Annotated in this window: 10 protein-coding genes and 2 pseudogenes; 4 read left to right on the forward strand and 8 right to left on the reverse strand. The window is 57.7% G+C overall.

All coding sequences use genetic code 11. The features are described 5' to 3' along the window. Positions 1 to 1,159 precede the first annotated feature (1,159 nt). Entirely contained in the window at positions 1,160 to 2,773 is a 1,614-nt protein-coding gene (locus BLV07_RS33095; RefSeq protein ID WP_244551281.1) for an OprO/OprP family phosphate-selective porin, read from the reverse strand. Between the two features lie 533 nt (positions 2,774 to 3,306). On the opposite strand from BLV07_RS33095, the gene msrB reads away from it, so the two are divergent. The 4 genes from msrB (at position 3,307) to BLV07_RS49810 (ending at position 6,055) form a co-directional block, all read left to right on the forward strand. Beyond that, positions 3,307 to 3,753, forward strand: a complete 447-nt coding sequence (gene msrB / locus BLV07_RS33100) for a peptide-methionine (R)-S-oxide reductase MsrB (protein WP_091894342.1) — start codon at positions 3,307 to 3,309, stop codon at positions 3,751 to 3,753. A gap of 8 nt (positions 3,754 to 3,761) precedes the next feature. Further along, positions 3,762 to 4,274, forward strand: coding sequence for a peptide-methionine (S)-S-oxide reductase MsrA (gene msrA / locus BLV07_RS33105; protein ID WP_091894344.1), 513 nt, complete (start codon positions 3,762 to 3,764; stop codon positions 4,272 to 4,274). Positions 4,275 to 4,352: 78 nt separating this feature from the next. Further along, entirely contained in the window at positions 4,353 to 5,564 is a 1,212-nt protein-coding gene (locus tag BLV07_RS33110; RefSeq protein WP_091894420.1) for a lactonase family protein, read from the forward strand. Between the two features lie 359 nt (positions 5,565 to 5,923). Further along, a complete protein-coding gene (locus BLV07_RS49810; RefSeq protein ID WP_283806550.1) occupies positions 5,924 to 6,055 on the forward strand; it encodes a hypothetical protein in 132 nt (43 codons plus the stop codon). 303 nt (positions 6,056 to 6,358) lie between these two features. On the opposite strand, the gene BLV07_RS33115 is transcribed toward BLV07_RS49810, so the two are convergent. The 7 genes and pseudogenes from BLV07_RS33115 to BLV07_RS33135 all read right to left on the reverse strand — a co-directional run bounded on the left by BLV07_RS33115 (position 6,359) and on the right by BLV07_RS33135 (position 25,157). After that, the gene (locus BLV07_RS33115) at positions 6,359 to 12,181 is read right to left on the reverse strand and encodes an alkaline phosphatase D family protein (RefSeq protein WP_176945916.1); all 5,823 of its coding nucleotides are present in this window, start codon (positions 12,179 to 12,181) and stop codon (positions 6,359 to 6,361) included. A gap of 100 nt (positions 12,182 to 12,281) precedes the next feature. Continuing rightward, entirely contained in the window at positions 12,282 to 16,283 is a 4,002-nt protein-coding gene (locus BLV07_RS33120) for an AAA family ATPase (RefSeq protein ID WP_091894348.1), read from the reverse strand. Between the two features lie 622 nt (positions 16,284 to 16,905). Next, positions 16,906 to 17,057 (reverse strand): annotated as a pseudogene (locus BLV07_RS50420) (IS3 family transposase); the annotation flags it as partial. Positions 17,058 to 17,236: 179 nt separating this feature from the next. Continuing rightward, complete coding sequence (locus BLV07_RS46695) at positions 17,237 to 17,647, reverse strand: phospholipase D-like domain-containing protein (RefSeq protein ID WP_143035554.1); 411 nt, start codon at positions 17,645 to 17,647, stop codon at positions 17,237 to 17,239. Positions 17,648 to 17,699: 52 nt separating this feature from the next. After that, positions 17,700 to 18,432: pseudogene (locus BLV07_RS33125) on the reverse strand (transposase); the annotation flags it as partial. Between the two features lie 132 nt (positions 18,433 to 18,564). Then, a complete protein-coding gene (locus BLV07_RS33130; protein WP_244551282.1) occupies positions 18,565 to 24,081 on the reverse strand; it encodes a trifunctional serine/threonine-protein kinase/ATP-binding protein/sensor histidine kinase in 5,517 nt (1,838 codons plus the stop codon). Positions 24,082 to 24,179: 98 nt separating this feature from the next. After that, positions 24,180 to 25,157: a LysR family transcriptional regulator gene (locus BLV07_RS33135; RefSeq protein WP_091894350.1), complete on the reverse strand. Its 978-nt coding sequence runs from the start codon at positions 25,155 to 25,157 to the stop codon at positions 24,180 to 24,182. Positions 25,158 to 25,178: the final 21 nt, after the last annotated feature.

Consider the following 25,178-nt stretch of genomic DNA (forward strand, 5'->3'; position numbering starts at 1 on the left):
GTTGCCCGAAAACTTGCTGTCATTCTGCATCGGATGTGGATCGATGGTACCGAATTTAAATGGTCATCAAAGGATGCTGCTGATCAGCCTGCATAAAGGATAACGAGTTCCCGCCGAACAGCGGGAGCGAACGTCCCTGCCGGGACGCTGGCGTTGGTGAGATCGCCCCTGGCTTTGCGGTGCTCGAAAGGGCAAAGCGCGCTTCACACATTGATCCGCTAACGTCATCTTACGCCATCATGCGGAGGGCACGCCCCTACCGCGGAGAGAACCATGGACCCGGCAAGGATGTTCAAGGAGAGCTTGACCTCGCGCCCGGAATTAGAGAACAGCCAGGGTCACAGGCTGCCACCACTCGGGCACGCGTGCGTGTCGAAACGCCAGCTCAAAGCTTTCGACATATTCGGATTGCCGAAATCGGGTTATAAGGTTGGACATCTTGAAAGCGGGATCGAATCTCAAGCTCTCACCGCAAAGCCGGCGAGCTTCAGAGATGTGTCCCGTCATTGCCGTAGCCGCCGCTAGCTCAGTGGACGCCAGGGAAAATTGAGCCGGCTTTGCATGCTCGAGTGGCCCAAGGAAGACAATCTTCGTACCGGCCGGCGAAGAAATTGGCGTATGCCGTACCAGTTTGAGGCAAGAACGACTAGGATCGAGCGGACTAAGACGAAGCGCGGCAGAGAATCGTTTTATCGCAAGGTCGACGTTTCCCAAATAGAGACCCAACTGCTCCAGTTGCGCGCTACTACCAATTAGGATCGAGTACAACAGCCGCCGAAGTTTCCACCTTCTATAGAGCTGTTGGTGCCCTGGGACGACCCCTTATCGACGTCGAAACAGAAGCATTCGGGCTTGCAAGCCCAGCCAGCGACCATTTATCTGACGCCGTACAATCCAGCTGAGAGTGCCCTAAGATGCACGCCTTTGCTCTTGCTTGTCTAATGCTTGCACTTATCGCCGCTGGATCTGCCGTCGTTTTCTTGGGATATGTCCAACAGTAAACGCGTTCGCCGAGCCGAGTGCGAGAGTCGACTAGAGCGCGCCAGTATGGCCACTCCGATGTAGGAGCATTACCTCTCACGAGCTTCGCCGGCACGAAGCTGTGAGAGGTGTCCCTACGAGATAGCGAGAATGCGCTCGGGCAAGCTCGCGAGATCCCTCAAAACGCGAACTGCGTGCGCATCGCCACTGCGTCGAACTTCGACCCGACATCGGCGGTCGAGATCGGCGAGGCCTGCCGCGACACCGTTCCGTGCAGATAGTCGAGCATGAAGCGGACGTTGCCGTTGACATACCAGTTCAGCGCGAGCGTATAGACGGTCTGCCGGCCGCCGGCGATGCCGGTCGCTGCTCCCAACTGATTGTTGAGATCGATCGTCGAGAAGCGTCCCGCGATCTCCCATGCGCCCCAGCCGCCACCGTCGAGCGAGAACGGATGCGCCGGCTTGACGCCGCTATAAGCGGCGTTCGCAGCATTGTAGGTCCGGCCCTCGCCCGTCAGCACGTAGCCGGCCTGCGCATAGCCGCCCTGGAATTTCAGGCTCGGTGCGCCAACCAGCGGCACGCCGGTGTTGGCCGTGCGATCGACATTGTACCAGAAGTACTCGCCCTGGACGATGAACGGGCCGTAGGTCGCCGCCGCCTCGACGCTGTAGACCTGCGCGCCCGAGGCATTGGCGATGGCGCCGGTGGAGATCAGCGTGGTCGGGTCGAGACGCAATTCCGGACGATCGCTGAGCGTGACCGTCTGCGTGTTGGCGATCAGGCTGCGCGGCGGCTGGATCAGCCACTGCGCGTCGGCGCCGATATGCACCGAATAGTCCTTGCCGCTGATCGGATTGCCGGCCACGCGCGCCACGGCGCCATATTGCTCGCTGGTGCCGGCTGGCGCCGCGCTCGAGGCGGAGTGGATCGCACCGGTCGACGGTCCCGTGACATAGCCGCCGATCCAGAGCTGGTCGTTGAACCAGCGCGCACCAGCTGCGGAGCGGAAGTCACCGGCGGCGATGTTGGTTGCGATCACGCCGGGCGAGGCGCGCTCCATGAACATGATGTCGTTGGAGCTCGTGGCTTCGTCCATGGTGTAGGGCAGGTCCATGATGCCGGCCTCGATCGCCATCCGTCCGCCGAACGGTTTTAAGCCGGTATAGCTGAGATAGGCATTCTCCACGCCGGAGACGCCACCGCCCGGAAGGGATCCCGGCGCCGTGCCGCCAAATCCATCGGATGAGCCGCCGAAGTCGTAGACCAGCGCGAAGTTCCAGTCGTTGAAGAACTTGCCGGTGACGCCGATGCGCGCGCGGCGAACGTTCTGGCCGCTGTCGAGCTTCTGCGGCACGGTCGCCGCGGTGTCGGGACGATAGTCATAGCCGCCGACATCCCAATGCAGACGGCTGGTGATGGCGACGCAGTTCGCCTGGTCAGCGGTGCAGATGGTTGGCCGGTTGTTCGGCATCGTCACGACGACGCCGGAGGCCGGCGTCGGTCCCTTGACCGGGATCGCCGCATTGGCGTTGGCAACCGCGGCCTTTGCCTCCGAGCGCGCCTCGGCCTTGGCTTCAGCCTTCGCTTCGGCTCTGGCTTTCGCCGTGGCCGCCGTATTCGCCGCGGTCTGGCTCTGGAGCTTGTCGAGCTTCTGCTCCAGCATCTTCAATTGCTGTTTCAGCAGCGCGATCTCCTGCTCGCTGCTGCTTGCCGATTGGGCCTGCGCCTGCGAGGCCGCCAGCGCGCTAGCGAGACCTAGTGCGGCAAATGCATATCTTTTCCCAAGCACGTCAAACATCCTCCCCAGGTTATAGTCGCAATCATTGACCCATCGAGCGCGTCTAAGCTTCGCATGGCTACTGCCACTTAAGCAATGCGGTATTGGGAAAGCCGCGCGCATCAAATCCGCCTTTTGTGACTCTGCTCTATCTCGTTCGTGGTCGATCAGGGCCTCGCGGGACACGCGGTATCCCAGCACAAAGTAAATCAGCATCAACGGAAATGCGGGCAGACCTTCCCGCAAGACTTCAGAGACTCGAATAAGGCGCCGCGGCGTTACCTATCGCTCACGACGACGTAGCCGATGAGTTATCGAACGCATTCCAGAAAGGAATTGGCAGTTTGCCGTGGCTCGTCGCAGCGTGAACGGGAGTTGCGGAAGTCGATGACCTTAAGCGAGGTGAGTCCGCGAAAGCTCAATGGAACGGTGGAAAAGGCTCTCCACGCTGATTTTCGACGTCAATGGGACTTTGATCGACTTCCGATCGATTGCGCCGGCGAAGGAAGGGCCGAAACGATTGTCGTCAAAAAGGAGTACGGCGAATGCCGACCTACACGAAAAACCCCGAAGCGGTCTCGAAGTTGACTCCCGAGCAGTACCGCGTCACGCAGACTGACGGGACCGAGCATCCCTTCGCCAACGAATATTGGGACAACAAGGAGCCTGGTCTCTACGTCGACGTGGTTTCCGGGGAGCCGCTCTTTGCGTCCTTCGACAAGTTCGACAGCGGGACGGGATGGCCGAGTTTCACGCGGCCCCTCGAGGCCGCAAATGTCGTCGAGAACGTTGACAGCTCGCACGGCATGACACGGACCGAGGTTCGCTCCAAGCACGGCGACAGCCATCTTGGCCACGTCTTTCCGGATGGGCCGCGCGACAAGGGCGGGTTGAGGTACTGCATGAATTCGGCCTCCTTGAGGTTCATCCACCGCGACCAATTGGAGAGCGAAGGGTACGGCAAGTACTCAAAGCTGTTCTCAAAGCAGTAGGTCTGACGATGGCAGCGACTATAGAACGCGCGATCCTGGCAGGGGGTTGCTTCTGGGGAATGCAGCAGCTGGTGCGGCGCCTACCCGGCGTCGTCTCGACGCGGGTCGGCTACTCGGGCGGCGACGTCAAGAACGCCACATACCGCAACCATGGCACGCACGCGGAAGCGATCGAGATCACGTTCGACTCGAGTCAGACGACCTTCCGCGACCTGCTCGAGTTCTTCTTCCAGATCCACGACCCGACGACGCTCAACCGGCAGGGAAACGACCGAGGCACAAGCTACAGGTCGGCGATTTTCTACACGACCGAGGAGCAGCGCCGCGTCGCCGAGGACACGATCGCCGACGTTGAGGCTTCAGGGCTGTGGCCGGGCAAGGTTGTGACCGAGCTTTCGTCCGCTGGCGATTTCTGGGAGGCCGAGCCCGAGCACCAGGATTACCTGGAACGCTATCCGAACGGCTACACTTGCCACTTCATCCGACCGCATTGGAAGCTGCCAGTCAGAACTGGGGCCTAAGGAGATTATATGCCTCGCCCGCGATCGTCGAATCTCTTCCTTGTAGCGCTCGTGCTGCTTCTGTTCGGAGCTATCGGAATGGAAGCACGCGCTTCGGAGCTTGTAGGTCATGTCTACGTGCAGACGAATGAAACTCAGAACCGCATCATGCACTTCGGTCGCAACGCGGATGGGCAACTCAAACTAATCGAGAGCATCCCTACCGGCGGCGCTGGCTCGGGCGTCTTCAAGCCGATCAGCGGTCAGGAGAGTGCGCCCAACGCATTCGAGGGCGCTGGCAGCGTGATCCTAGCCGACTCCAACACCCTGTTGTTCGCGACAAACGGGGGCGACAACACCGTGACGAGCTTTCGAGTAAGTCCAGACGGCAAGCTGACCGTGATCGATCGGCAGTCGACTGGCGAGCCCGTAACCGGGCGCAGCGGAACGGCGAAATCGCTCGCCTATCGCCCCCAAAGTCGAACACTATACGTGCTCCATGCCTTCGGCCCCAACCATATCCGCTCATACACGATTGCCGAGGACGGCAAGCTGAAGCTGAGCCCGGAGCGTCATTCGGTAAATACCGCGACGAAGACTGATCGGGTGTCAACACAAGCGGTTCTGTCTCCCGACGGCCGCTTCCTGCTGGTCGATATCCTCTTCGACGCTCGTCCGGCCATCAACCCGGACGGATCACCAAATCTGGTCGTGGCGAACGCCCCAGACCCAGACGGGCTCGTAATATTCCCCGTGCACGACGATGGCACGCTCGATGAGGCTTCGTTTGCCGATGCCGGCGGCGCGGGGCCTTTCTACATCGCCTTCCTCAACCGAAGTCACGACACCTTCCTGAACGGCTTCGCGGTAGGGGACGGCGTGCTAGTGAGCCGCATTGATGGCGAGGGTCGCGTGACCAACGGCCCGTTGGCTCCGATCGACTCCGCGCTCGGGAAGCCATCTGAGCTCTGCTGGCTGCAGGTGACCTCTGACAACTCGCTCGTGCTCGCGACCAACTTTGGCTACGGAACAGTCTCGACCTACCGGCTCGTAGAGGGCCGGTTGAGCCTTCTCCGGGACCCGGCCAACAAAGCGATACCGGGCGACGGCACCTTCCGCGCCGTGAACGGGCTCGTCAGCAGCGGACCCAGCGACAGCTGGTTGACTCCCGACGACCAGTACTTCTACCAGATCTTTGGAAATGCTCAGGTGCTTGTCAGCTACCGGCTCGACAAGACGAGCGGCAGACTGACGGAGATTGGTCGAAACCCGATTCCCTACAACAGTCCCCAGGGTCTAGCGGGATTCTAGACATCCACCGACGGAGCGCGGTCGACCAGGCCAGATCCAGCTACTCACACTGTGATCAGGTCTGGCAGACGCGCTCTCGTCCCTTCGCAGCCTTGCCGTACAAATCAGTCAATCGCAAGATACCGCGGCGCAGTTTTCCCTCTCGTAAGGTTGGACGCTCGACCTCGTCGAGCTTAGCGATCTCTGAGCATCGCGACGGTACCACGGCGCGCTGTGCGCTGACGAGCGAGAGGCCAATGACTACATCCTCGTGAACAGCACGGCAACTTTCAGAATGGCCGCTACGGCCAGCCCTCCTTGCGGACATCAACAAGCCGTTCAGAGCCCAGAAGATGTTCCCGTCCAAGGATTGGAAACGCATGTCCTCGGACGAGACGGTCACAAGTGCTGCAGCAATCGAAGATTTTTTTCATGGCCAATGCTGGCACAAGGACTTCACGCCTGCGAGCAAGTATTTCCACGCCAGCCTCTATTCGAACACCATCGCGTGAAAGCGCGCCAGCGCGGTTCCGCCATAGCGAACAGTGTGGCGCGGTCCGCTAACGGGGCGCGCGGCCGAATCGCGCCGGTTTGTCCGAACTGATAAGCTTTCGTATGAAACCTTAACAGTCGTAGGCTGACACCACGGCTATCTATCGGCGGACTGACTCTATTTGCGCATTTGCTAATCAGTCGGCAAATCGACTTGGAGAAAATCGGCCTAACGTTGCAAAGCCTGCGCAAATGTCGAGTAATGCCGAAATCGACCCAAGCCGCAGTCTTTTTCACATGTGGACGTTCTGTTATAGCGAAGTTCAAATGAGCCGAAGATTCGCACCTCGTTCTTGCCCGACTCGCCCTTCACGGTTAAAGCGCACATCCAGATCCCATCCGGAATCATCCTTTTTGGCCGAGAGCAATGCGAAACCATCGCCTGGAAAAAAACTCGTCTTGACCTCGACGCGGTAGCGACTGCTTGAGTCGACATCGAATGCGAAAGAATCGCATTCTATGAAGTCATTGGATGATCCATTCGCGAAAGCATACGGTGAAAAAAGACCGGAGCTGTGGATGGAGTGGAAGACGCATCTCCTGCCGGTGTCTTCGCAAACTACGCTAGCCATTGTGATGCTGCTGATGTGCTCATCGCCGGAAAGAAAGACCAGACCTTTGACTTCCTGATCGCAAATAAACTTTAGAAGTTCGTTTCGAGACCTTGGAAACCCGTCCCAGGCATCCGACGATAAGCCATACTCGGATTGAGACATTGCGAGCCGTCGCGGCAGCAAGGCAGCCGCGGTCATCACAAACTTCGGTATGTTGCGATATCGAGGCGAAGCGATCCATCCCCGAAGCCTGCTAAACTGCCTCGATCCCATGATCCTCGCAACCCGCCAGTCCTGTGCGGTACGAGGATCACGCTCGGTTCTCGTGTCCCCGAGGAAGAAGGGCAGCCCCTTGTGGCTCATCTTGTACCAAAGACGGTCCTGCTCCCCAGCACTAGCTCGTTCATAAAGACAATAGGCAAGCTTCGCGCGCTTGAAATCTTCGTTGGATATGGTCGGATCATTAGGCGCCCAATTGTCCTGGAATTCATGGTCGTCAGCCATCATGTGAACATCCAGGTCGAGCCGCTGCATCACCGCCTTTGAGCCGCGACTCTCGCCACGACGTTCGTGCGGAATGCGATATCTCTCATCCTTGACTTTGGGGTCGAATAATCCTGCCGTCGCATCCGAGTAGATCTGGTCTCCGGCCATCAGGAGCAAAGATGGCGAGCCTTGCTTCCCAAGCAACTGGCTCAATCTGAGAAGAGACGCGTCGGCCACGCCGACTGAGGCATTTTCGGCCGTGGGCATATGATTGAGAATGTCATTGGGATAATGACAGCTTGCAAATGCAAAGGCGACCCGGTCTGCGGGAGCATCGTTATCTTCCAGTGAGCCCGAAATCAGACCACCACGCAGATCATCGATCGTATTGCCGGCCAGACTTTCCGATATGGCCCTCGCCACGGGTGACTTGAGGTTGCCGAAAACCGACGCAGCCGGAGGTCGATGCGCATTTCCCCCGATTCCCTCTGCTTGATCATAGAGCAGCAAGACCAGGGCCGCAGAAGCATGCGTCGGCCAGCTCCCATAGGGAATTTCAAAGAGCCATGGCCTATTGTTCTGATGCAATTTGCGCCTCGTATTGATCGGCTTGCAAACACGCACGCCCGCCTCATCGAGACCCTTGGAGCCGTCGGGGATCGTCGGGCCGCACTTCGCACCCAGGAAGACGAAGCGGGAGTTGCGCTGTTCGACAGGCACTATCAATGCTCGCAGCACCGGACCGCGCGCAGAACTGTCAGCGGCCTGGACCCGAACCTTTCCCACCTTCCTGAATACGCGAACCCGTATGCCATACGCAGGAGCAACTGCCTGGCAAGAAGACATGCGCTCCCGGGCGCTGATCTTCGATCGGCGCGAGAGCGGATTTACACCTGATTGGTCCGGAACATTCAGATATTTGGCGATCGCACCGCAAACGGTCGCCGCGTGCTTTCCGATGAGACAATCTTGATGGCCGTGTCGTTCTATTCGCCATGTGAGGTAAGAAGGCTGACCGGCCCCCACAGCGGCTGCGTGGTGATCGATCAACGAATCGACCTGACGCCTGTTTCGAGCGATGCTAATCCGGTTGATTGGCAATTCAATCCCCAACCTGTCGAGCAAGCGTGCAGCGCACCAGATCAGGTCAAGCAACATGTCCTTGACGGGCGTCGGGTTGGCACTGCCCTCACGGTTCAAATGGGGTACCCCTGCCTGCGCGAGCACGTCGCTCATCAGGTCCAAACTGGCCACATCAACCAGGCCGTTCTCCTCTCCATGAATGGACATGACAGGGAACTTGAATCGTTCCGAAAGCCGGCGGGGGTTTACGTACCGATTGACGCCAGCCGCGTCGGCTATCGTGTTGGAGCTCGCGAAGTGAATAACCTGGGAGACTGTCTCGATGCTGACGGGGCCAAAAAAGTCATCAATGACGTCAAGTACGTTCTTTGAAACATTCCTGAGCGAGAAGGTTCGTCCGTACAGGGCGTCCATTCGATTCCGTGTACCTGCCCACGGAGTTGCCAGCGGAGGAATGAAGGGGTTTTCGCGCTTGTACTCGCGGCGAGGCATCGACATGGCCGCCAGCCCACGATCAAGAAGCTGACCGGCGACCGACACCGGTTCGCGAGGACTGAATGTGTACTCTTTCGCGGCGAGAAAATGTCTCGCATAACGCATGATGTATGCTGCGAGCACGTTTGTGCGGCTCAGCATCATCACGGGGCCAACCTGCGAAAAAACGACCCGTCCTATCTTTTGGTAAAGCCGGTCATGCCGGGCGCCTTCGTCGAGGATTGCCATGCTGAACATGGCCGCTCCCATGCAATGGGCGACGATGTCGACGCGGGGAAGCTGCCCGGCTTCCAATTTCCCATTAGTGGCGACGTGGTCAATCGCAGCCGGTATGTCCCCGGCAATGGTCTCGAAGGACCAGTCGCAAGTTGCGGTCGGCAGCCCCGCGCTACAGCGCAGATCCAGCACCCACACGTCTCGTCCGGACTTGCATAGAGTCTCGGTCAGGTTTCCGGGAATAGCGGCGTGGGCGAATGTCGTTCCACTGGCGCTATAGCCGTGGATCAGCATCACCGGGCGAGTTGGGGCCTGCTGGATCGGGACAAGCTTGGTGCCATCGTAGCGCGCCAAACGTATCCGCACGGGCGTCGGGCCTTTGTGATCAACTGTCAGCCAGTCGATCTCCGGCTCAGGCAAGCCAGCCAGTTTTTCCGGCAGCCGCTCCGGTGTTCGCGCCGGAGGAGCATCGGGCTTCCGAAAACTCAATGCGTGGCGCTGTATGGTGACCCGGAACAGGTAGAGCAGAAGGCCAAAGCAATCGAGCAGCGACGTAGTGCCATCCTGTTGGTCGACAACTCGCAGGAGCGCACTTTGCTGCCGTGCAAGATAGCGCTTGTTCAACTGCAGCACAGGAGCCTTGCCGAATAGTCCTGTTCGCATTTCCGGGAACTTTTCGAGCGACATCTCCAATAATTGAGTAAAAGGGCTTGCCGCCCTGCCGTACGTAATACGCTTGACCGCGCGAACCAGCTGCTGATCAAAGAGCGCAGGATCGAAACCGCGCGCAGACAGGACTTTTTCTATCTGAAAGTCATATTCGATCAGCCGAACAGCCCCTGCGCGCGAGCATACACGCAATATGCCCTCGCAGAATCTCCCAAATCTCTGGTACCACAGATACCGAGTCGTTGGCCGATCAATCTGTGGCCGCAGGTCGAGAAGCTCCAGGACAGACTGGATCGCCCACTGCACGAGATCGCGCAATCCACGATTGACGATCCACGCGAGAACGGCCCGCGCCGTCCGCAAGATCGGATTTGTTGGCTCGTAAGCAAACAACCTCAAGCGTCCCTGCATCCGGGCTTCAAGCGCGACATCCTCGGGATTTGTCATATCCGAGACGCGATCAAATTCCTTTCCTGGTTTGAGAATGACGAGATTGCCCCTATCAGGCGGAATCTCAAAGCCTCGCAGACCAAGCGCGCGATCCGCAACAAGGTTAGTTACCGGAGCCGGCGCTGTCGTAAGCGTAAGCTGCAACGCGCATTTATGCTTGCGCCCCATGCCCGTCCGGAAATAGCCGTGGCCTCGAAGCTGCTCTGTCAACTCAATCAGAGTCGGCTTTGGGTTTGTGATGGTGGTTGGGGAGGCAAAAATCGGCCGCGCCTCGGGAGAGGCAGAGCTTTTCGGGCTCGAGCGAGGCTTCAGTTTCCACTCTTCCTTGAGCTGGGTAATTGCCCGAAGAGCCAGAACGGAAATTGTCAGAGCTGGATTGATTCCCAGCGAAGTCGGCACGATCGAGCCGTCCAGAACGACCAGGCCTTTATGCACCGATTTGTCGCCGGGACCGTCCACGTCAAAAACGCGGCCGCAGTGGTCGGTAACGCCTTGGCGGCAATTGTCCCCCATCGCACAGCCGCCGAGCGGATGCACGGTTAGCAGCGGTCCGCGCTGCCGCCCAAAAAGTCGCTCGAGCTCTTCGGAAAAGGGACGCCAAAGCGGATTGTTGACCATTCGGCCTCCGCCGCCGGCTTTCTTCATCATTTCCGCCAGACGCCAATGATGGTCTTCAAAGCGACGGTCCATCCGAAGTTCTGGCCATCGTACGGTAAGGAGCCCATCCGCATTGTCGCAAATAGGTTCATCGCCTGCGGTCAGTTGACCCGAGGCACTGTCGCGTCCGATCATTGCGAGGATAAGCGAGTTCCGTATCGCATCCGGGCTGACTGCGGCATCATCCGGTAGCGCTTGGGATCGATGCCATCCGAAATCCCCTGTTCCCAACTGATTGAGCACATCAAACGTCGTCGTGACTTCTTCGAAAAAGCGGCGAAGCGCTCCGGGTACTGCCAGGTCCTGAATGACCAAATCGCATTCTGGATTTCCACGACGCAAGTCGACCATCGACGTGATCGTCGGTCCAATCGCGCGCCCCCCCTGCAACGTCGAAGCACCTGCGCCATCAGGCGGCGAGCTTTCATCCGCTACTGCGTTGACCGGCCGCGACAGATCATAGGCGGTCACCAGCATATCGCCATTTGCCGAGAACTTGTGGCCCAGCTGTCCCGAAAGCGGCAGGGCAGCTCTCGAGCGCAAGAGGATTTCGGTCGACCCAAGCGTGCCGGCAGCAAGGATGACTCGCTTGGCCCGGATCTCGAATGCGGCCGGCTGGCGGTCGCGGAGATGGGCTTCCGTATGATTAACATAAACAATCCAACCCGGGGCTCCCGCTGCGTATGGCCCGACGCGAAGCACGGTCGCACCTGTGACCACATCTGCACCCCTGCGTTTCGCCAAGACCAGCAGATTAAGGTCGAGCGACTCTTTTGAATTGTGATTGCATCCGGTCGCACAATCGCCGCACAAAAGGCACGCGTTCATTTCCACGCCGGCTTCGTTTGGACCATTTGTTGCAGCGACCGTGATATGCGTCGGTCTACCCTTCCCCTCGGCCAGCCGATCGAGCTCGGTGGTCTTGGTCAGGCCGCGAATAACAGGTGACGGCAAAGGCCGGGCTCCCAGCCGGCGACGCATCTCATCAGCAAATCCGGCAAACCTGCCGGCGTCGTTCCGGATAGCTCTTGGCCAGCGTGCTTCCTGAAACACCTCGTCCACGGGCATTTCCATCACGCCTGCGTTTATCAGTGAACCGCCGCCAAGGCCGGACGCCGCCACAACAACAGCATCTTCACTGACGCGAATGTCGTACAAACCATCGTGAACTCCGCGCTGCCGAGATCCACCTGCCGCAGCAAATCGAGCGTATCCGGCAAGTTCAGCATGATTGGACGGGAAACTGCCGGCAAGATACTCCTTGCCACGCTCGAGGATGCAGACCGTTACCGGCTTCCCTGACTCGTCCTCGCAAAGTGCCAGCTCATCGGCCGCCACAGCTGCTCCGTAGCCGCTTCCAACAATGACCACATCGAAGTCATAGTCCGGCCTGTTGCCGCCCTCGTCCAAGAGCGACAGGTCTTCGACTAGCGCTGTTAGGCCGCGAGATAGCCAGGCGGTTTGGCGCGACGCCATCGCTCCGGCTCGTGAACAATCGTGATCCCGCGTCATTCAATCTGCCCCAACCACTCGCATCGAGACGCGCAGCGCTGCCTCGTTGAATTCGCACACCCAGTCAAAGCCGCTCCTGGCGACGTCTGATCTCGGCTGCGATCATTGCCTCGTCTTGTCGCAACGACAGTCGGCTGGCATCCGACAATGCCCGCTTCCATATCGCCAGTGCCCGATCGCGGTCGCCTTCCAGCCAAAAGGCGACTCCGGACCATAAGCCGTATTGCGGTATTCCGACATGGAACACGTTGCTGTAGCGCTTGAGCTCGCGCAGCGCCTCCGACTCCCATTCGGACCACAAATCGTAATCTCTCGACAGCCCCGCTTCCCGCCCACGCAACAAGACTTCACACACACCCGCTATACCAACGAGCGTGCTGTGGGATGTCGGCCGACGCATTCCACGTAACATTCGCAGTGTGTCGGTCGCTGCCTGAATACTTTCGTCGTTCGATCCCATTCGGGCAAGCGCCAAGGCCATCGAGCCCTTCGACGACACATGTGCGGCCAGATCAGCAGACCCCAGCATCGCCGATGTTATGAGGCGCAAAATTTCCGTTGCTTCGCGGGGACGATCGGCGTGAAGCGCGCACATCGATTTGCACCGCAAGGCCCAGATTTCCTGCTGAATATTTCCGCTGCTCTGAGCGCGCGTCAGCAATCCCTGAGCGATTTCTTCCAGAGATCCCCAGTTTCCCCTGTAGAACAGCGACCAGAAGCGAATAACCTGAGCATTCGACCACCGCAATTGATCCCCGGCGGCCAAGCTTAACTCCTGAGATTTGTGAACTCGATAGTCGACCATCTCCCAATCGCAACGCCCGACCCTCCAAAGAGCGTCCAACATGTATACATGGGAGTGTATCGCCGGATCACACATTGCAATCGCGGCGCGCTCCGCCTTTCGAAAAAAGTATTCGCAAGTTCTCTTGTAACCGGCAAATCCCAGACCGCATGCAAACTGGGACGCCGAAACAGCCAACTCGGTCGAGTTTCCTGCTCGCTCGGCGTGGACGACGGATTCTACAAGATGACGCATACCCTCGACATACCGAAGCTCGAAATAGTCAACTGTTCCTGCATGGCCGTGACACCGGGACAATTCCAGCTCCCATGATTTCTTCATGGCCGTTGATGGTTCAGAAACGGGGATCAATTGCTGCAGGAGCAGCTTCGCCGAGCTCTTGGCTATCTGCAGAATATTTGCGGCAAGGGATCGGGGCATGGGCTCCTCGGCCAGCGTCAACGCTCGCCTGATCGCAACCCCTTGGGCGTGAATGTCTCCCCGGCAATAATGAGCTTCCGCAAGCTGTATTCTCCAGCGAACGGCCCGCGTTCTCTGCTGCTCCGTGAGCGGAAACTGTTTGGACTCATAGCTGAAACATATGGCCAGGAACGCCTCGACTTCACGATATGCCCCGACCTGGAGCGCCTTTGCCGCCGCTATCTCGGCGTACGCCACGGCCTTCTCGGATTTGCCGGCCGCTTCAAAATGTTGAACAAGAGTGGCGATGTCCGTCCCCGTCGCAGCTGCTGCGTCGGCCTCCAACGAGTCGGCCAGAATCCCATGGAGGTTCTGCCGCATCTCAGCGGGGATCGAACCGTAGACGACATCGCGAATCTGGTCGTGACGAAATACATAAAGGCTATCTGCATTACTCCGGCTTACAAAATTTGCGTCGATGAGTTTATCGAGCGCCGAAAGGAGCATTCGGCTCGATGCATCTTTGTGAAGAAGTTCGAGAAGCCGTAACGAGAACGAGCGCCCAATGACGGCAGCTGCCTTTAGAACGTCGAGCATCCTCGCGGGCAGCAAGTCGATGCGCTCGCGTATAACTCGATCAATTCCTTCGAAGTATCGAAGTTCGTCCAGAGGACGAAGCGAGCGCCACAAGCCCTGACGGATGGCTATCAGCCCCTCGCTCTTCAGCGTAAGTACAATCTCCTCGGCGAACAGGGGGTTGCCACCCGCCAACGAACATATGCGGTCCGCCAACTCGCGTTCAGGCGCAGCATCACCGAGCGTACGTCTCGTCAGTTCACGTATCTCCGGGTCGTTGAGCTCTTCGAGAGCAATAACACGAAAAGATCGGGCGGGATCGTCGAAGTCACTTCCCGGGGGATTGCTTCTCGCTTCGGCCCGCCTTTGCAAACTACGAAGTTCCTCCGGTATCTCCTCGGATCTTACACAGAGCACCATCAATAGCGCCGATTGGTTGGCCGATACCCACTCGACAAGTCGCCAGGACGCCGAGTCCAGCCAATGACTATCTTCCAAGATCAAGACCGCTGTCGTGGGAATGAGAACGGCAACCAACTCGCCGACAAGCCGCATTGTGGCATCACCGCGGTGGGCACCTTGGAGATGGCGCGTACTTTCGCTCTCTCTGATTTTGGTACCCAACACCGCATCGAGCAGGGGAAGTCGCTCGACCATTTTTGGATCGTTGGCGACACGAGACCTAATGGTTTCCAGGACGTCGGCGCCGTCTGCATTCTGATTCATGTGCAAGAGTGAAACCAGCAACCTTCTCCATGGCAAAAGAGAAGATCGCCGGTCGTCCCGCTCCGCTGATGCGACGGCAACAGTCGCGCCTTGGGTTCGCAATTGCTCGGCAAATGAAGCTATCAACGACGATTTTCCTATCCCGGACTCGCCCATGACGACAACAAGCCGCTTGCTCCCGGTCCGTGCTTCTTCGAAGATGCCGTTCAGCAACGTCAATTCGGTGCGCCGGCCGACCAAAGGGGCCGGATCCGACGGGGTTGCTTGCGATTCCATAGGACTGAAAACCGCGGCCATATCTCCGAGACCCGCTAACTGAAGGGTCCCTCGAGGCTCGAACCGGAATGCAGATCGTGTCGCGCGCTCCGTTGGCGCATCGCACAGGATACCTCGATCAACCGCCATCATCAGCCGAGCCGCCCGGTTGATCGGGGCGCCGTGCGGCATGAATTGGCAACGCCGCTCGCTCCCCGCCAGGCCGAACAGCGCTTCGCCAGTTGAAACGCCAATCGACGATGCCAGTCGCAGCGAACGCAGGGTTTCATTGATGGTGCGGGCAGCATCGACGGCGCGTCGGGCATCGTCTCGATGAAAGCTGCCCCGAGCACCGAATGTCGTGGAGAAGACTAATCCTTTGTCGTCATAGACAAGGCTGCCCGGCGGTCCACCGAAGGTTCTGGTGATACCTTGCAGGGCAACGCATAGCTCCTGATGCCGCTGCAAGGAGAAATCACCCGCGCAATCAAGACCAACAATCCGCGCAAAGACTGCAGATACAGGTCGAACCTCGGTAAGGTCGGAAAGGGACGGTGCAGGCTTCTGCCGGGGCTCCGCCACCAAACCCTGAAATGCTTTCGAGACTGACGCAGGAGCAGCGACGTATTCCCTGACTTGCAGAGGCAAGAATGCTGCCATCCAATCGATATCCGGGTCCGCCGGACCGCTTTCCTTTTGCTGACCCAAGCTATCAATGCGGGGCGGAAACTCGGCCAAACTCAGCCTGGCCGCGTCGGATAATTCGTAACTCCAGCTACGAGCATTTGCCTGTGCATTTGCTGCCTGGACGACAGCTTCGCCGCCAGCGATAAGATTCCACACCGGCTGGTCGCCCAGAGCTGCGGCCCAAAGCCGGCCGACCCCGATGCCTATATGAAGCGAAGGCGTAATTTTGCTTTCGGAGTCATGGCGTCGCTCATTGCCCGCCTTGCAGATTGCTTCCGCACAATTGACCGCCGATTGGACCGCCGCGCCCAGATTTGAGTTTGCATCCCAATATGCCAGCAGCGAATCACCGGCAAAATACAGCACTTCTCCTCCGTGATCCGCGATATACTCCGAGCAACGACCGTATGAAATGCTGAGCAATCTCGGTAAGTCTTCAAGCCCTTCACGTCCGCGCCGGGCCAGTTGTTCAACCAAGGCTGTGTATCGCGACACGTCGACAAACATTGCGACGCCTGAAAATTCGACCGAATTGGGCCGATGGCCATCGGCTCCGTGTATCCGGCCGAGCAGTTTCACCGGAAGGAGATCGTTGGGCAAAAAATGGGTTGCAGCCATGTCTGCTTCCAAATTCGCCAGTTGAAAGTCGTGGCCTTATAGTTGGAGTAGACATCGTCTCGACGAACAACCGCTTATCTAAGCGCGCTCAATCGTAAACGAACTCACCATCGTTATATTGTGAAGAGGATCACACTTGAGGATAAAACTCCACCCACCTCTCTTGTCCTAAACCCCGCAGATCTGGTCCCTGAGTGATCTGTCTCGCCCTCGAAAAGCAAGCATTCCACACGACTGATACCGGGCCTCCCCCGACTGATAATTTCAGCTAAAAGCTTGCCAGACACGAACCGTCTCTATTTTGCTCGAAAGCTTATCAGTTGGCGAACTGACCCCGTGTGCGATCTATTTAACGTCTTGGTCTGCTCGTTTTGGCTCGCCAACGATATGATCGCACTGATAAGCTTTGCGACCAAACCTTATCAGTCCGAGCCGCCATTCATTTTCCTGATGAACTCGGTTTAACTTCAATGTTGCGGCTGCCACCGGACATAACGGCACAATTGCAGGCAAGGATAATGCAATGAAAAAGCAAGAAGCACCGAGCCTCGGCGCGCTTCTCACAATTTAAGCACAAACGCATCACGCTCCTTCATCGAAAATCGATTATGACGGATTTGCTCCGCAACAATTCGCCAAACCGACGATAGCCAAAACGTCGCCACCCGTTGACGAGGTCACGCAGCCGGCGACGGAGAGCCGCGTCCGGAGGAGGGTTGGAGCGCTAACGGATCATATTCCGACCGCGCCCACGATCGAGTAAGCCCGCCGCCCGACAGGCTCATTGCGGATGCGCCACCTGAGCGCGCTTGGCGGCGGGCTCTGCCATTTTTGAAAGGGATCTGCACCAAGCATCTGCTTGGCCAAAAGCTTCTTCAGCTTCGCGTTCTCGCTTCGCCTTGGGAACACGTCTCAGCACACTGATATCGTCAGGAACGCAGCCGATCTCACCTTCAAACCTTTCCGGTCAAAGGAGTCGTTTTCAAGTCCAGCATTCCTTGGCTTTCCTCTTTTCGAACTAGGTCTATTCTTCCAGCCGAAGCCGCAAGCATTTGTTCAGCGAGGCACTGCCTCAGCGATGGACCGGATATGAATACCCCAGAAACCCGAGTGCCATCGGCAACCGTAGACAACCAATTGAAACTAGAGACTGCTAGGCTGTCTTCGTCCCAGAGCAAGAATTTGCCGTGGAGGTCATCGCATTGCTCCAATATGAGCCCGCGCTTGGCAAGTTCTGTTACTTCCGGCACGCGCCCCGTTTCTCTTAGCAATTTACTCGGGCGCTGATAGAGAAGTCTTACATGTTTGCCTAATTCAGCCGCGCGCTGCATAGGAACGAGCACCGAGGTCTCGGCGGCTATCACCCGAGATCCTCTCTTCAGCAACGCGCGTTTAGTGTGGTCGCACGCCCGCTATACTATCGGTGATGATGCCGAGCTTGCCATCGACCGTGCGATGGTCGAGATAGAAAAAGCCCTTCGGCTTGCCCTCACGCACCATGTAGCCGGCCTCCGGGTCGGTCCGAGAGACCTTGGTCTCTCCTTCTCGATCGGGTGGCGCTCCTTCTCCGGTAGCGGTTTCTTTTCTTGCCGTGAACCTCGCGATCGTCCTGGATCGCCCCATCAAGCGCATCCCAATAATCCGCGCGTGACTTGGCAACGACCGCCTTGTCGCAGCGGTTCTTGTTGGCGCTGGCCTTCAGATGCGTTGAATCCGTATAAAGCACGGTGCCATCGACCAGCCCCTTGGCGATTGCCTGCTCCACGATCGCATCGAAGATGTCCTGGGCCACCTGTGTGTCGTTGTAGCGGCCGGCGCCGGTTCTGGCTCAGCGTCGAGGCATCGAATACCGCCTCAGTCAGCTTCAGCCCCAGAAACCAGCGGTAGGCGACGTTGACTTCGATCTCACGCACCAATTGCCGTTCGGAGCGCACACCGAACAGGTAGCCGATGAACAGCGCCTTGAACATCAGCGTCGGATCGAGCGGGGGCGTCCGTTGTCCGCGCAGTAAAGTCCGGCAACCCGATCATGGATAAAAGAAAAGTCGATCACCGCATCGACCTTGCGAAGCAGGCGATCCTTCGGAACCAGACCGTCGAGACTTACCATCTCCAAAGCGGTCTGTTGCGGCGAGGGTTTGCGAAGCATGCCACACTGAATCAAAAACCCCAGCCCTTGGCGAGGACTTTGTCAGCAGTCTGGGGCCGCAATATTGCGGCCTTACCTTGCCGCATGTTCAGGCGGCCGCCTCCCGCTCGCGGGTGCGCGGCATTGACAGGGTCAATCGGCGTCCCATTTCTTCGTTGGTATGGAAGCTTCAAAAGTTACGCCTCTTCGCGCATTAGTGAATGCGCGCAAGATTCCCCCGTGCGCTTCCACGATTGAGCGGCAAATTGACAGACCCATCCCCATGCCCGATGTTTTTGTCGTGTAGAACGGCTCAAAGAGCCGCTCAATGTCCGCTTGAGTGACACCGGGGCCCGTATCGCTCACAGCAACGGTAACGCTTTCATCGTCGCTCCGACTAGTACTAATGACCAAATCCCGCGGACCGTCATAATCCTCACTCATCGCCTCGATTGCATTGAACACGAGGTTTAGTATGACCTGTTGCAGCTGAACCCGATCTGCTTCAACGAGGGGTAGCGCCTCGCAGAGTTGCGTCTGCATAATAACGCCCTTGCGACTCGCTTCGGCCCGTGAAAGGGCAACGACATCGTGAATTGCCGCATTAATATCAAGTGTCTCCTTTTGCGGCGGTGCTTTTTTGACCAGACTGCGAATGCGATCAAGGACATCGTTCGCCCGAATTCCGCCCTGTCGGATACGCGAGAATACCTGACGTGCCTCGTCGACATTCGGATCGGCGCGGTCCAAAAAGCGCTGCCCCGCGTCCGCAAGTGTGATTGTCGCGGCGAGAGGCTGCTTCACCTCGTGACTGATCATCGCCAGCAGTTGCCCCATTGTCGTCAGCCGATTTGCATGGGCGAGCGCCGATTGCACTTCCCGGTATCGCGACTCGCTTTCACTGGCTTCCGCTTCAGCGCGCTTTTGCTCAGTCAGGTCCAGCACGAAGGCAACACCTTCGTCCATACTCCCCTCGAAGTTGGCGACGCCCAGCAATACCGGGACACGGCGGCCGTCCCTGCGAAAAAGCTCCTTCTCGAATGGAGGTAACGTTCCGTCGCGTTTCAGCTTGGGATCCCAAATCTGCTCGTCACGTTCGGCCCAATTCAGAGGAGTCAGATCTGTCCACCGCACTCCGCCGAACTGAAAGTCATCGCGGTCGTATCCGACGATCTGAAGAAATGCGTCATTGGCTTCAGTGATGGTGCCTTGGCTTCCGTAAATGAAAATTCCGATGATATTGGCGTCCACGAGACGCCGGATCCTGCTTTCGCGTTCGAACAAATCGCGGTACAGCCGGGCGTTCTCTAGCGTGATCGCCGCCTGCGATGCAAGCAGCTTGAGCACGGGAATCCGGCTGGATACGAAGATTCCCGGGCCCAGGTGATTTTCGAGGTATATGGCTCCGATCAGATTGGCTTGGTTGACCAGCGGAAGGCACAACACCGAGAGTGCCTGCTGCGCGTTAATATAAGGGTCGGCGGAAAACGAAACGTCCGACACAGCATCGTCGAGTAGAACATTGCGTCTTGTGCGCGCAACGTAATTAAGAACCGATTCGGGCAGGGTCGTATCGTTTATGGGCTCATCACAGAACCTCACCGTGACCGAGTCGCTCGAGGTGACGGCTTCGGCCTGGACATATAAACCCGTCCTTCGCGAAAGCATCAGGAGACCACGTGCAGCACCGGTATGCTCCATGGCCATTCGCATGATCGTGTCGATCAACTTCTCGAAGTCCATTTCGACTGATAGCGCTTTTGACATCCTAAGCACAGTGCCAAGATCCAGACTTTCGACAGTCGCGCCGAAAGTGGTGTCGGGTGATGTGATGGTTTCGTGTGCGATTAGATGCGGATGCGACTCCTCGAGTTGCCGGACCTTGATGTTGGCACCCCAGCGAAGATAGCAGCCGCGGGCGTTGCGCAGATAGGCGTGTGAAACAATCTCCACGCCGCGGTCAGTGTAAAAGCGCGCAGCGAGTTCGCTGGCAAGGCCCTCATTGTGCGGAAAGCCGTTCAACTGCGCGGCGCGAATTGCCTTTTCGAAAAGGCGTTCCGCGTCGAGGTCTCGTCCTTCGAGGCGCGCTATCTCGGCGCCGACGAGCGCGGCCCGATCCTCGAAGTTTTCCGGGCCATTCCGCGCCCAGATCTCGAGCTGTCGATGATGAGCAGCAATCGTTTCGCACAGCTGTTGCCGTTCTTCGATCGGCTTACCGGTCAGCCATGCGCAGAGCGCAAGCGCCGCATAAAAATGAAAGTCCGTTTCCTCGAGAAAAAGCGGGGATGTCCAGAGCAGCGTGCGTGCTTTGGACAGCGCATCGACCGCGGCGGGATAATCCCCGATCAGATAACGCAGCTGCAATTTGCGAATCCAGTACCAGCACTGAGCGATAGCCAAGGCAGGGCTGTTCGACAGGTATTGCTCGACCTGGTGCTCGTCCATGTCGTCATAGCCGAGGCAAGCAGGTTGTTTACCTGACGTACGTAACGCCTTGATCAATGCAAGTTGAGTCGCGATGATGTGTTCGACGAGCCCAAAGCGTGCGTTTCGCACGAAATGGAGTCCCCACTCGGCTTCGCGCTCGGCATCGTCCAATGGGTCACCGGCAAAGAGAAGATGCGAATTCAGATTGTTCCGAGCGTACGAGGCATACAGCAGGTCTCCAATATTGTTTGCATCCGTGAAGCCGCGGTGGATCAAGGCATTACTCGACCGAACGTGCTTGATCCAGCGGAGGCCGGCGAACACAAACACCAGAATCGTCGACGCACGGAATCGCCTGTTTTCCTGCCGTTCGATGAGATCGAATCCTACTTGACCAAGCCGGAAGCCCGCGTCGTACTGGCCGTAACGTGGGCCCGCAACGCGCGCGAACATTACATAGGCAAAACATGACGTATCGCTATTGCCATGCGCGAGACTGATGCTTACTGCTCTGCAGACTGCTAGCGACGCGAGGTTCAGGTCCGTGAACATGGCAGGCGTCTGCGCCTTGATTAGTACCTCCATGACAGCCAACGATGTTGGATCCTCCATGGATGGGGCCCTGAGGATGTCATCAATAGGCCGACTGTTCAGAATATGCAGGATCTGGTCGTACTCCCGGCGCACCTCCTCGTCCGCTGGATGGGCAGACCAGTGAATGCCTTCGTGCGCCAGGAAGTCCAGCGCGATAGCGATCGCACAATCACTCTGGCCATGTGCGGTGCAAATATCCATCTTCAGGCAGGTGACGGCGGCGCGCTCCTTTGTACCGACAGCAAGGGTGTACAGCCTCGCGAGGCGCGCGTCCGCGGCCATTAGTTCACCCGTCAGAAATTCGCATTCTGCACGCTCGAATTCGAGTGCGTATGTCAAATCGCGTAGACGAAGCGGGCTATTCTCCTCTAATAGAGCGGCCCCCGCGATGAGATATTTAAGTGCAGAAGTGTGAGCTGACGATGCTTTTGCACGCCGGGCGGCGATCAGATTAAGGTTAGCCAGTCGCTCGCGTTCCTCGCCCGTCACGATATGACTGACGGCCCGATTGAGTTGCCCGACTATGTCGAAGATCGCTTTCTCGAGATGCTCCGCGGGAGTATGTGCAACGAGAAGTCTTCCTATTTGCAGGTGCTTCTGTGCGCGTGTTTGCTCGGGTATGAGCGAGTACGCGGCCTCCTGTATCCGATCGTGGACGAACTGGTACCCATCCGGCAGGCGTTCTATAAGTTCCAACTGGCATGCTTCCCATAGATCCGCATCCACATCTTTTTCAGTTGACTGTCGAATTCTGGAGATGACCAGAACATCTCCCGTGTTGCCCAGACATGCAAGCTCCTGTAGTGCCTCCTTGCACTCGTCCGGAAGACGCTTGATTTTTTCGACCAGCAGTTCAATGACGTTGTCCGTGTGCCGCGACGCCTGAATGTTTTTAACATCCCAATGCCAACTTCCCGAAGCGCGATCGGGAACAATCGCGTTGCGTTCCACCAGAGCATTCAAGAACTGACCCACGAAGAACGGATTACCATCTGTCTTCGTATGCACTAGCCGCGCAAGCGATGCGGCGCGTTCGAGACCGCAGCGCAGCGCATCCGCTATTAACTGCGCCAGATGATGGTGCTCAAGGGCATCGACACGAATCTCAGTGACTGCGGTTCCTGCATCTCTCATTGATTTCAGTGTCCGTGAAAGCGGATGAAGCGCATCGACCTCATTTTCGCGGAAGGCACCGAGTAAAAGCATATGACGCGGGTCTAGCCGCGTTGTCATGTCCTCAATGAGGTCCAGCGTTGCAGCATCGAGCCATTGCAGATCATCGAGAAAAAGCACTAGCGGATGTTCCGGTCTCGCAAAAACCGCGACAAACCGACGAAATACCAGCTGAAAGCGACCTTTTTCCTGTTGAGGAGGGAGTTCTGGTACCATCGGTTGCTCACCGATAATGTGCTCGAGTTCAGGCACGAGATCGGTAATGAGCCTGCCGTTTGGTCCGATTGATTCCAGAAAAGTGTTGCGCCATCCTCGTAACTCGTTCTCACTTTTCCCGAGCAATTGGCGTACAAGCCCCTGGAAGGCCTGTGCCAATGTCGAGTACGGGATGTCTCGCCTACGCTCGTCGAACTTTCCTGATGCAAATAGCGCATGCGTTGACATCAGGACCTTACGTAGTTCTCCAACAATCGCAGACTTGCCGATACCGGAGCCCCCGGACACCAGTACCAGCTCGGGAGTGCCGCTCCGGACGACGCGATCGAAAGCCGTCGCAAGCGTTCTGATTTGCTCCTCTCTACCATATAACTTCTCAGGGATGAGCAGACGGTCCGATAGATCTAGCTCTGCTAGCGGAAACGGAACGACCTGGTGATTCGTTTCAAATTCCACAAGACAGCGCCGCAGGTCATGTTCGAGACCGACTGCCGTCTGGTATCGATGCTCCGCGGGTTTCGCGAGCAGCTTCATGATGACATTCGAGACTTGGGCAGGAATGTCAGCTAGTCCTTGTTCTGGAGGTACTGGCGTTCGCGCTATATGGCAATGAATCCACTCGCCAGGTTCTGATGCGCTAAATGGGAGCGAGCCCGTTAGCATGCGATAGAGGATCACACCGAGCGAGTACAAGTCGCTGCGCGCATCAACGGAACGATTCATGCGGCCAGTTTGTTCCGGCGCCATGTAGGCAAGAGTGCCTGCGACATATTCGGGCAGTTCGGACATACGCCGGATGCGCTGTAGCTGTGTCGCAATTCCGAATCCGGTCAGCCGGACATGCTCATCGCCGAGCGCAATGAAAATATGCACGGGCTTCAGGTCTCTATGGACGAGTCCCTGTTGATGAGCACAAGCGAGCGCCTCGGTCAACTTGATGGCGAGCCGCAAGAAGCGGCCAAGCTCAAGAGGCGTCCCGAGGAGAGCCTCGAGAGGTTCCTCGCCGTTGTCCTCGAGCAGCAATGCAATGCGCCCACTTCGATTGACGAGCGAGAGAGGGCAAAGTGCCCATGCGCCGTGAAGCCGATCTTTTAATTCATATTCATGAGAAAGACGGGCCAGGCTTTCAGCGGACGGGGTCGCAGCCAAGGTGCTGACGGTGAAAACCCTCGTTTGCTCGCCATTACTGTTTGTTCGCCATTCTCGACAGAAAATGCGTTCGCCGTCTCTCCATAGGACATCTATTCCGCTGTTTCTCACTGTTGATCTCGTTCGTTCAAGAGATTAACTCATTCCTGTGATCGTATCGAAACGATAGCGACGAGGCTCTAGCGCGAGAGGCCGTGCGTCGCTCTACCCTAAGCGGTGATGCGGACGACTTCCGGGTCACGTTGACGTCGCGGCATGGCGGTGAACGGACCTGCCTTTGGCGCGATCCGCGCCTGCGCCTTTGTCAGCAGCGTCTGCCAATCGAACCGCCTGCAAATCTTTATAAAGGCATCGAGCGCAGGCGAATATTGACGTCCACCGACAACAAAGAGCTCAACAGTGTGCTTGAAGTCGACGTCCGCGATAGGACGGACGACAGCATCCGGAAGTGCTGGCGCGTGCTCTGGGGTTAGCATAACGCCAAGGTTTGCGCTAACTAGGTGCTGCAGGTGCTGCAGCCCTTGCCCGCGGTGCCCGGGCTGGGCGACCTGCCCCTCGCACAGGTGCTCGCGGAACGCGCGGTAGATCTCGCAGTCAATCGCTTCAAGCCACTTCGCGGACCGCAGATCCTTCAGAGTAACGGTGGACTCCTCTGCCATCTGGCTCCCCTCGGCGCATGCGACAAAGACTCTTTCGCCGAACAAGCTGAAACGCTCGATGCGTTCGGGCGTTGGCCCAATGCAGCTGCTACCCAGGGCGGCGCTGACGTCGCCGCTCAGTAAGCCTTCGAAGACGTTAGAGGATTCAGCATCGACCAGATCGACTTGGAGGCCCGGTAGCTGGGTCGTGAGCGCGGCGATCGGTTTCATCAGGATCGACGCCGAGATCATCGGTGTCAGGGCTACCCGGAGTGTGGCGACCTTCTTCCGCTTGAATTTCTTAGCATTGGTGCGAGCCTCCTCGACGGCGAGCAGCGTCCGCTCCAGCGTGGGCAGCATTAGCTTTCCAAGATCCGTTAACTGGCTGAGGTGCCTTTCACGGAAAACCAGTGCGCCACCAAGTTCGTACTCCAGCTTCTGAATCGACTTGGTCAGCGCAGGTTGGGTGATGTTGCACTGTTCGGCCGCCCTAGTAAAATTCATGCACTTGGCAAGGGTTACGAAATACCGAACCTGGTGGAATTCCATGGTGGCTCCTTCTTATATCGT

Origin of the sequence: Bradyrhizobium sp. Rc2d, assembly GCF_900099855.1 — a bacterium.
Taxonomy (GTDB): domain Bacteria; phylum Pseudomonadota; class Alphaproteobacteria; order Rhizobiales; family Xanthobacteraceae; genus Bradyrhizobium.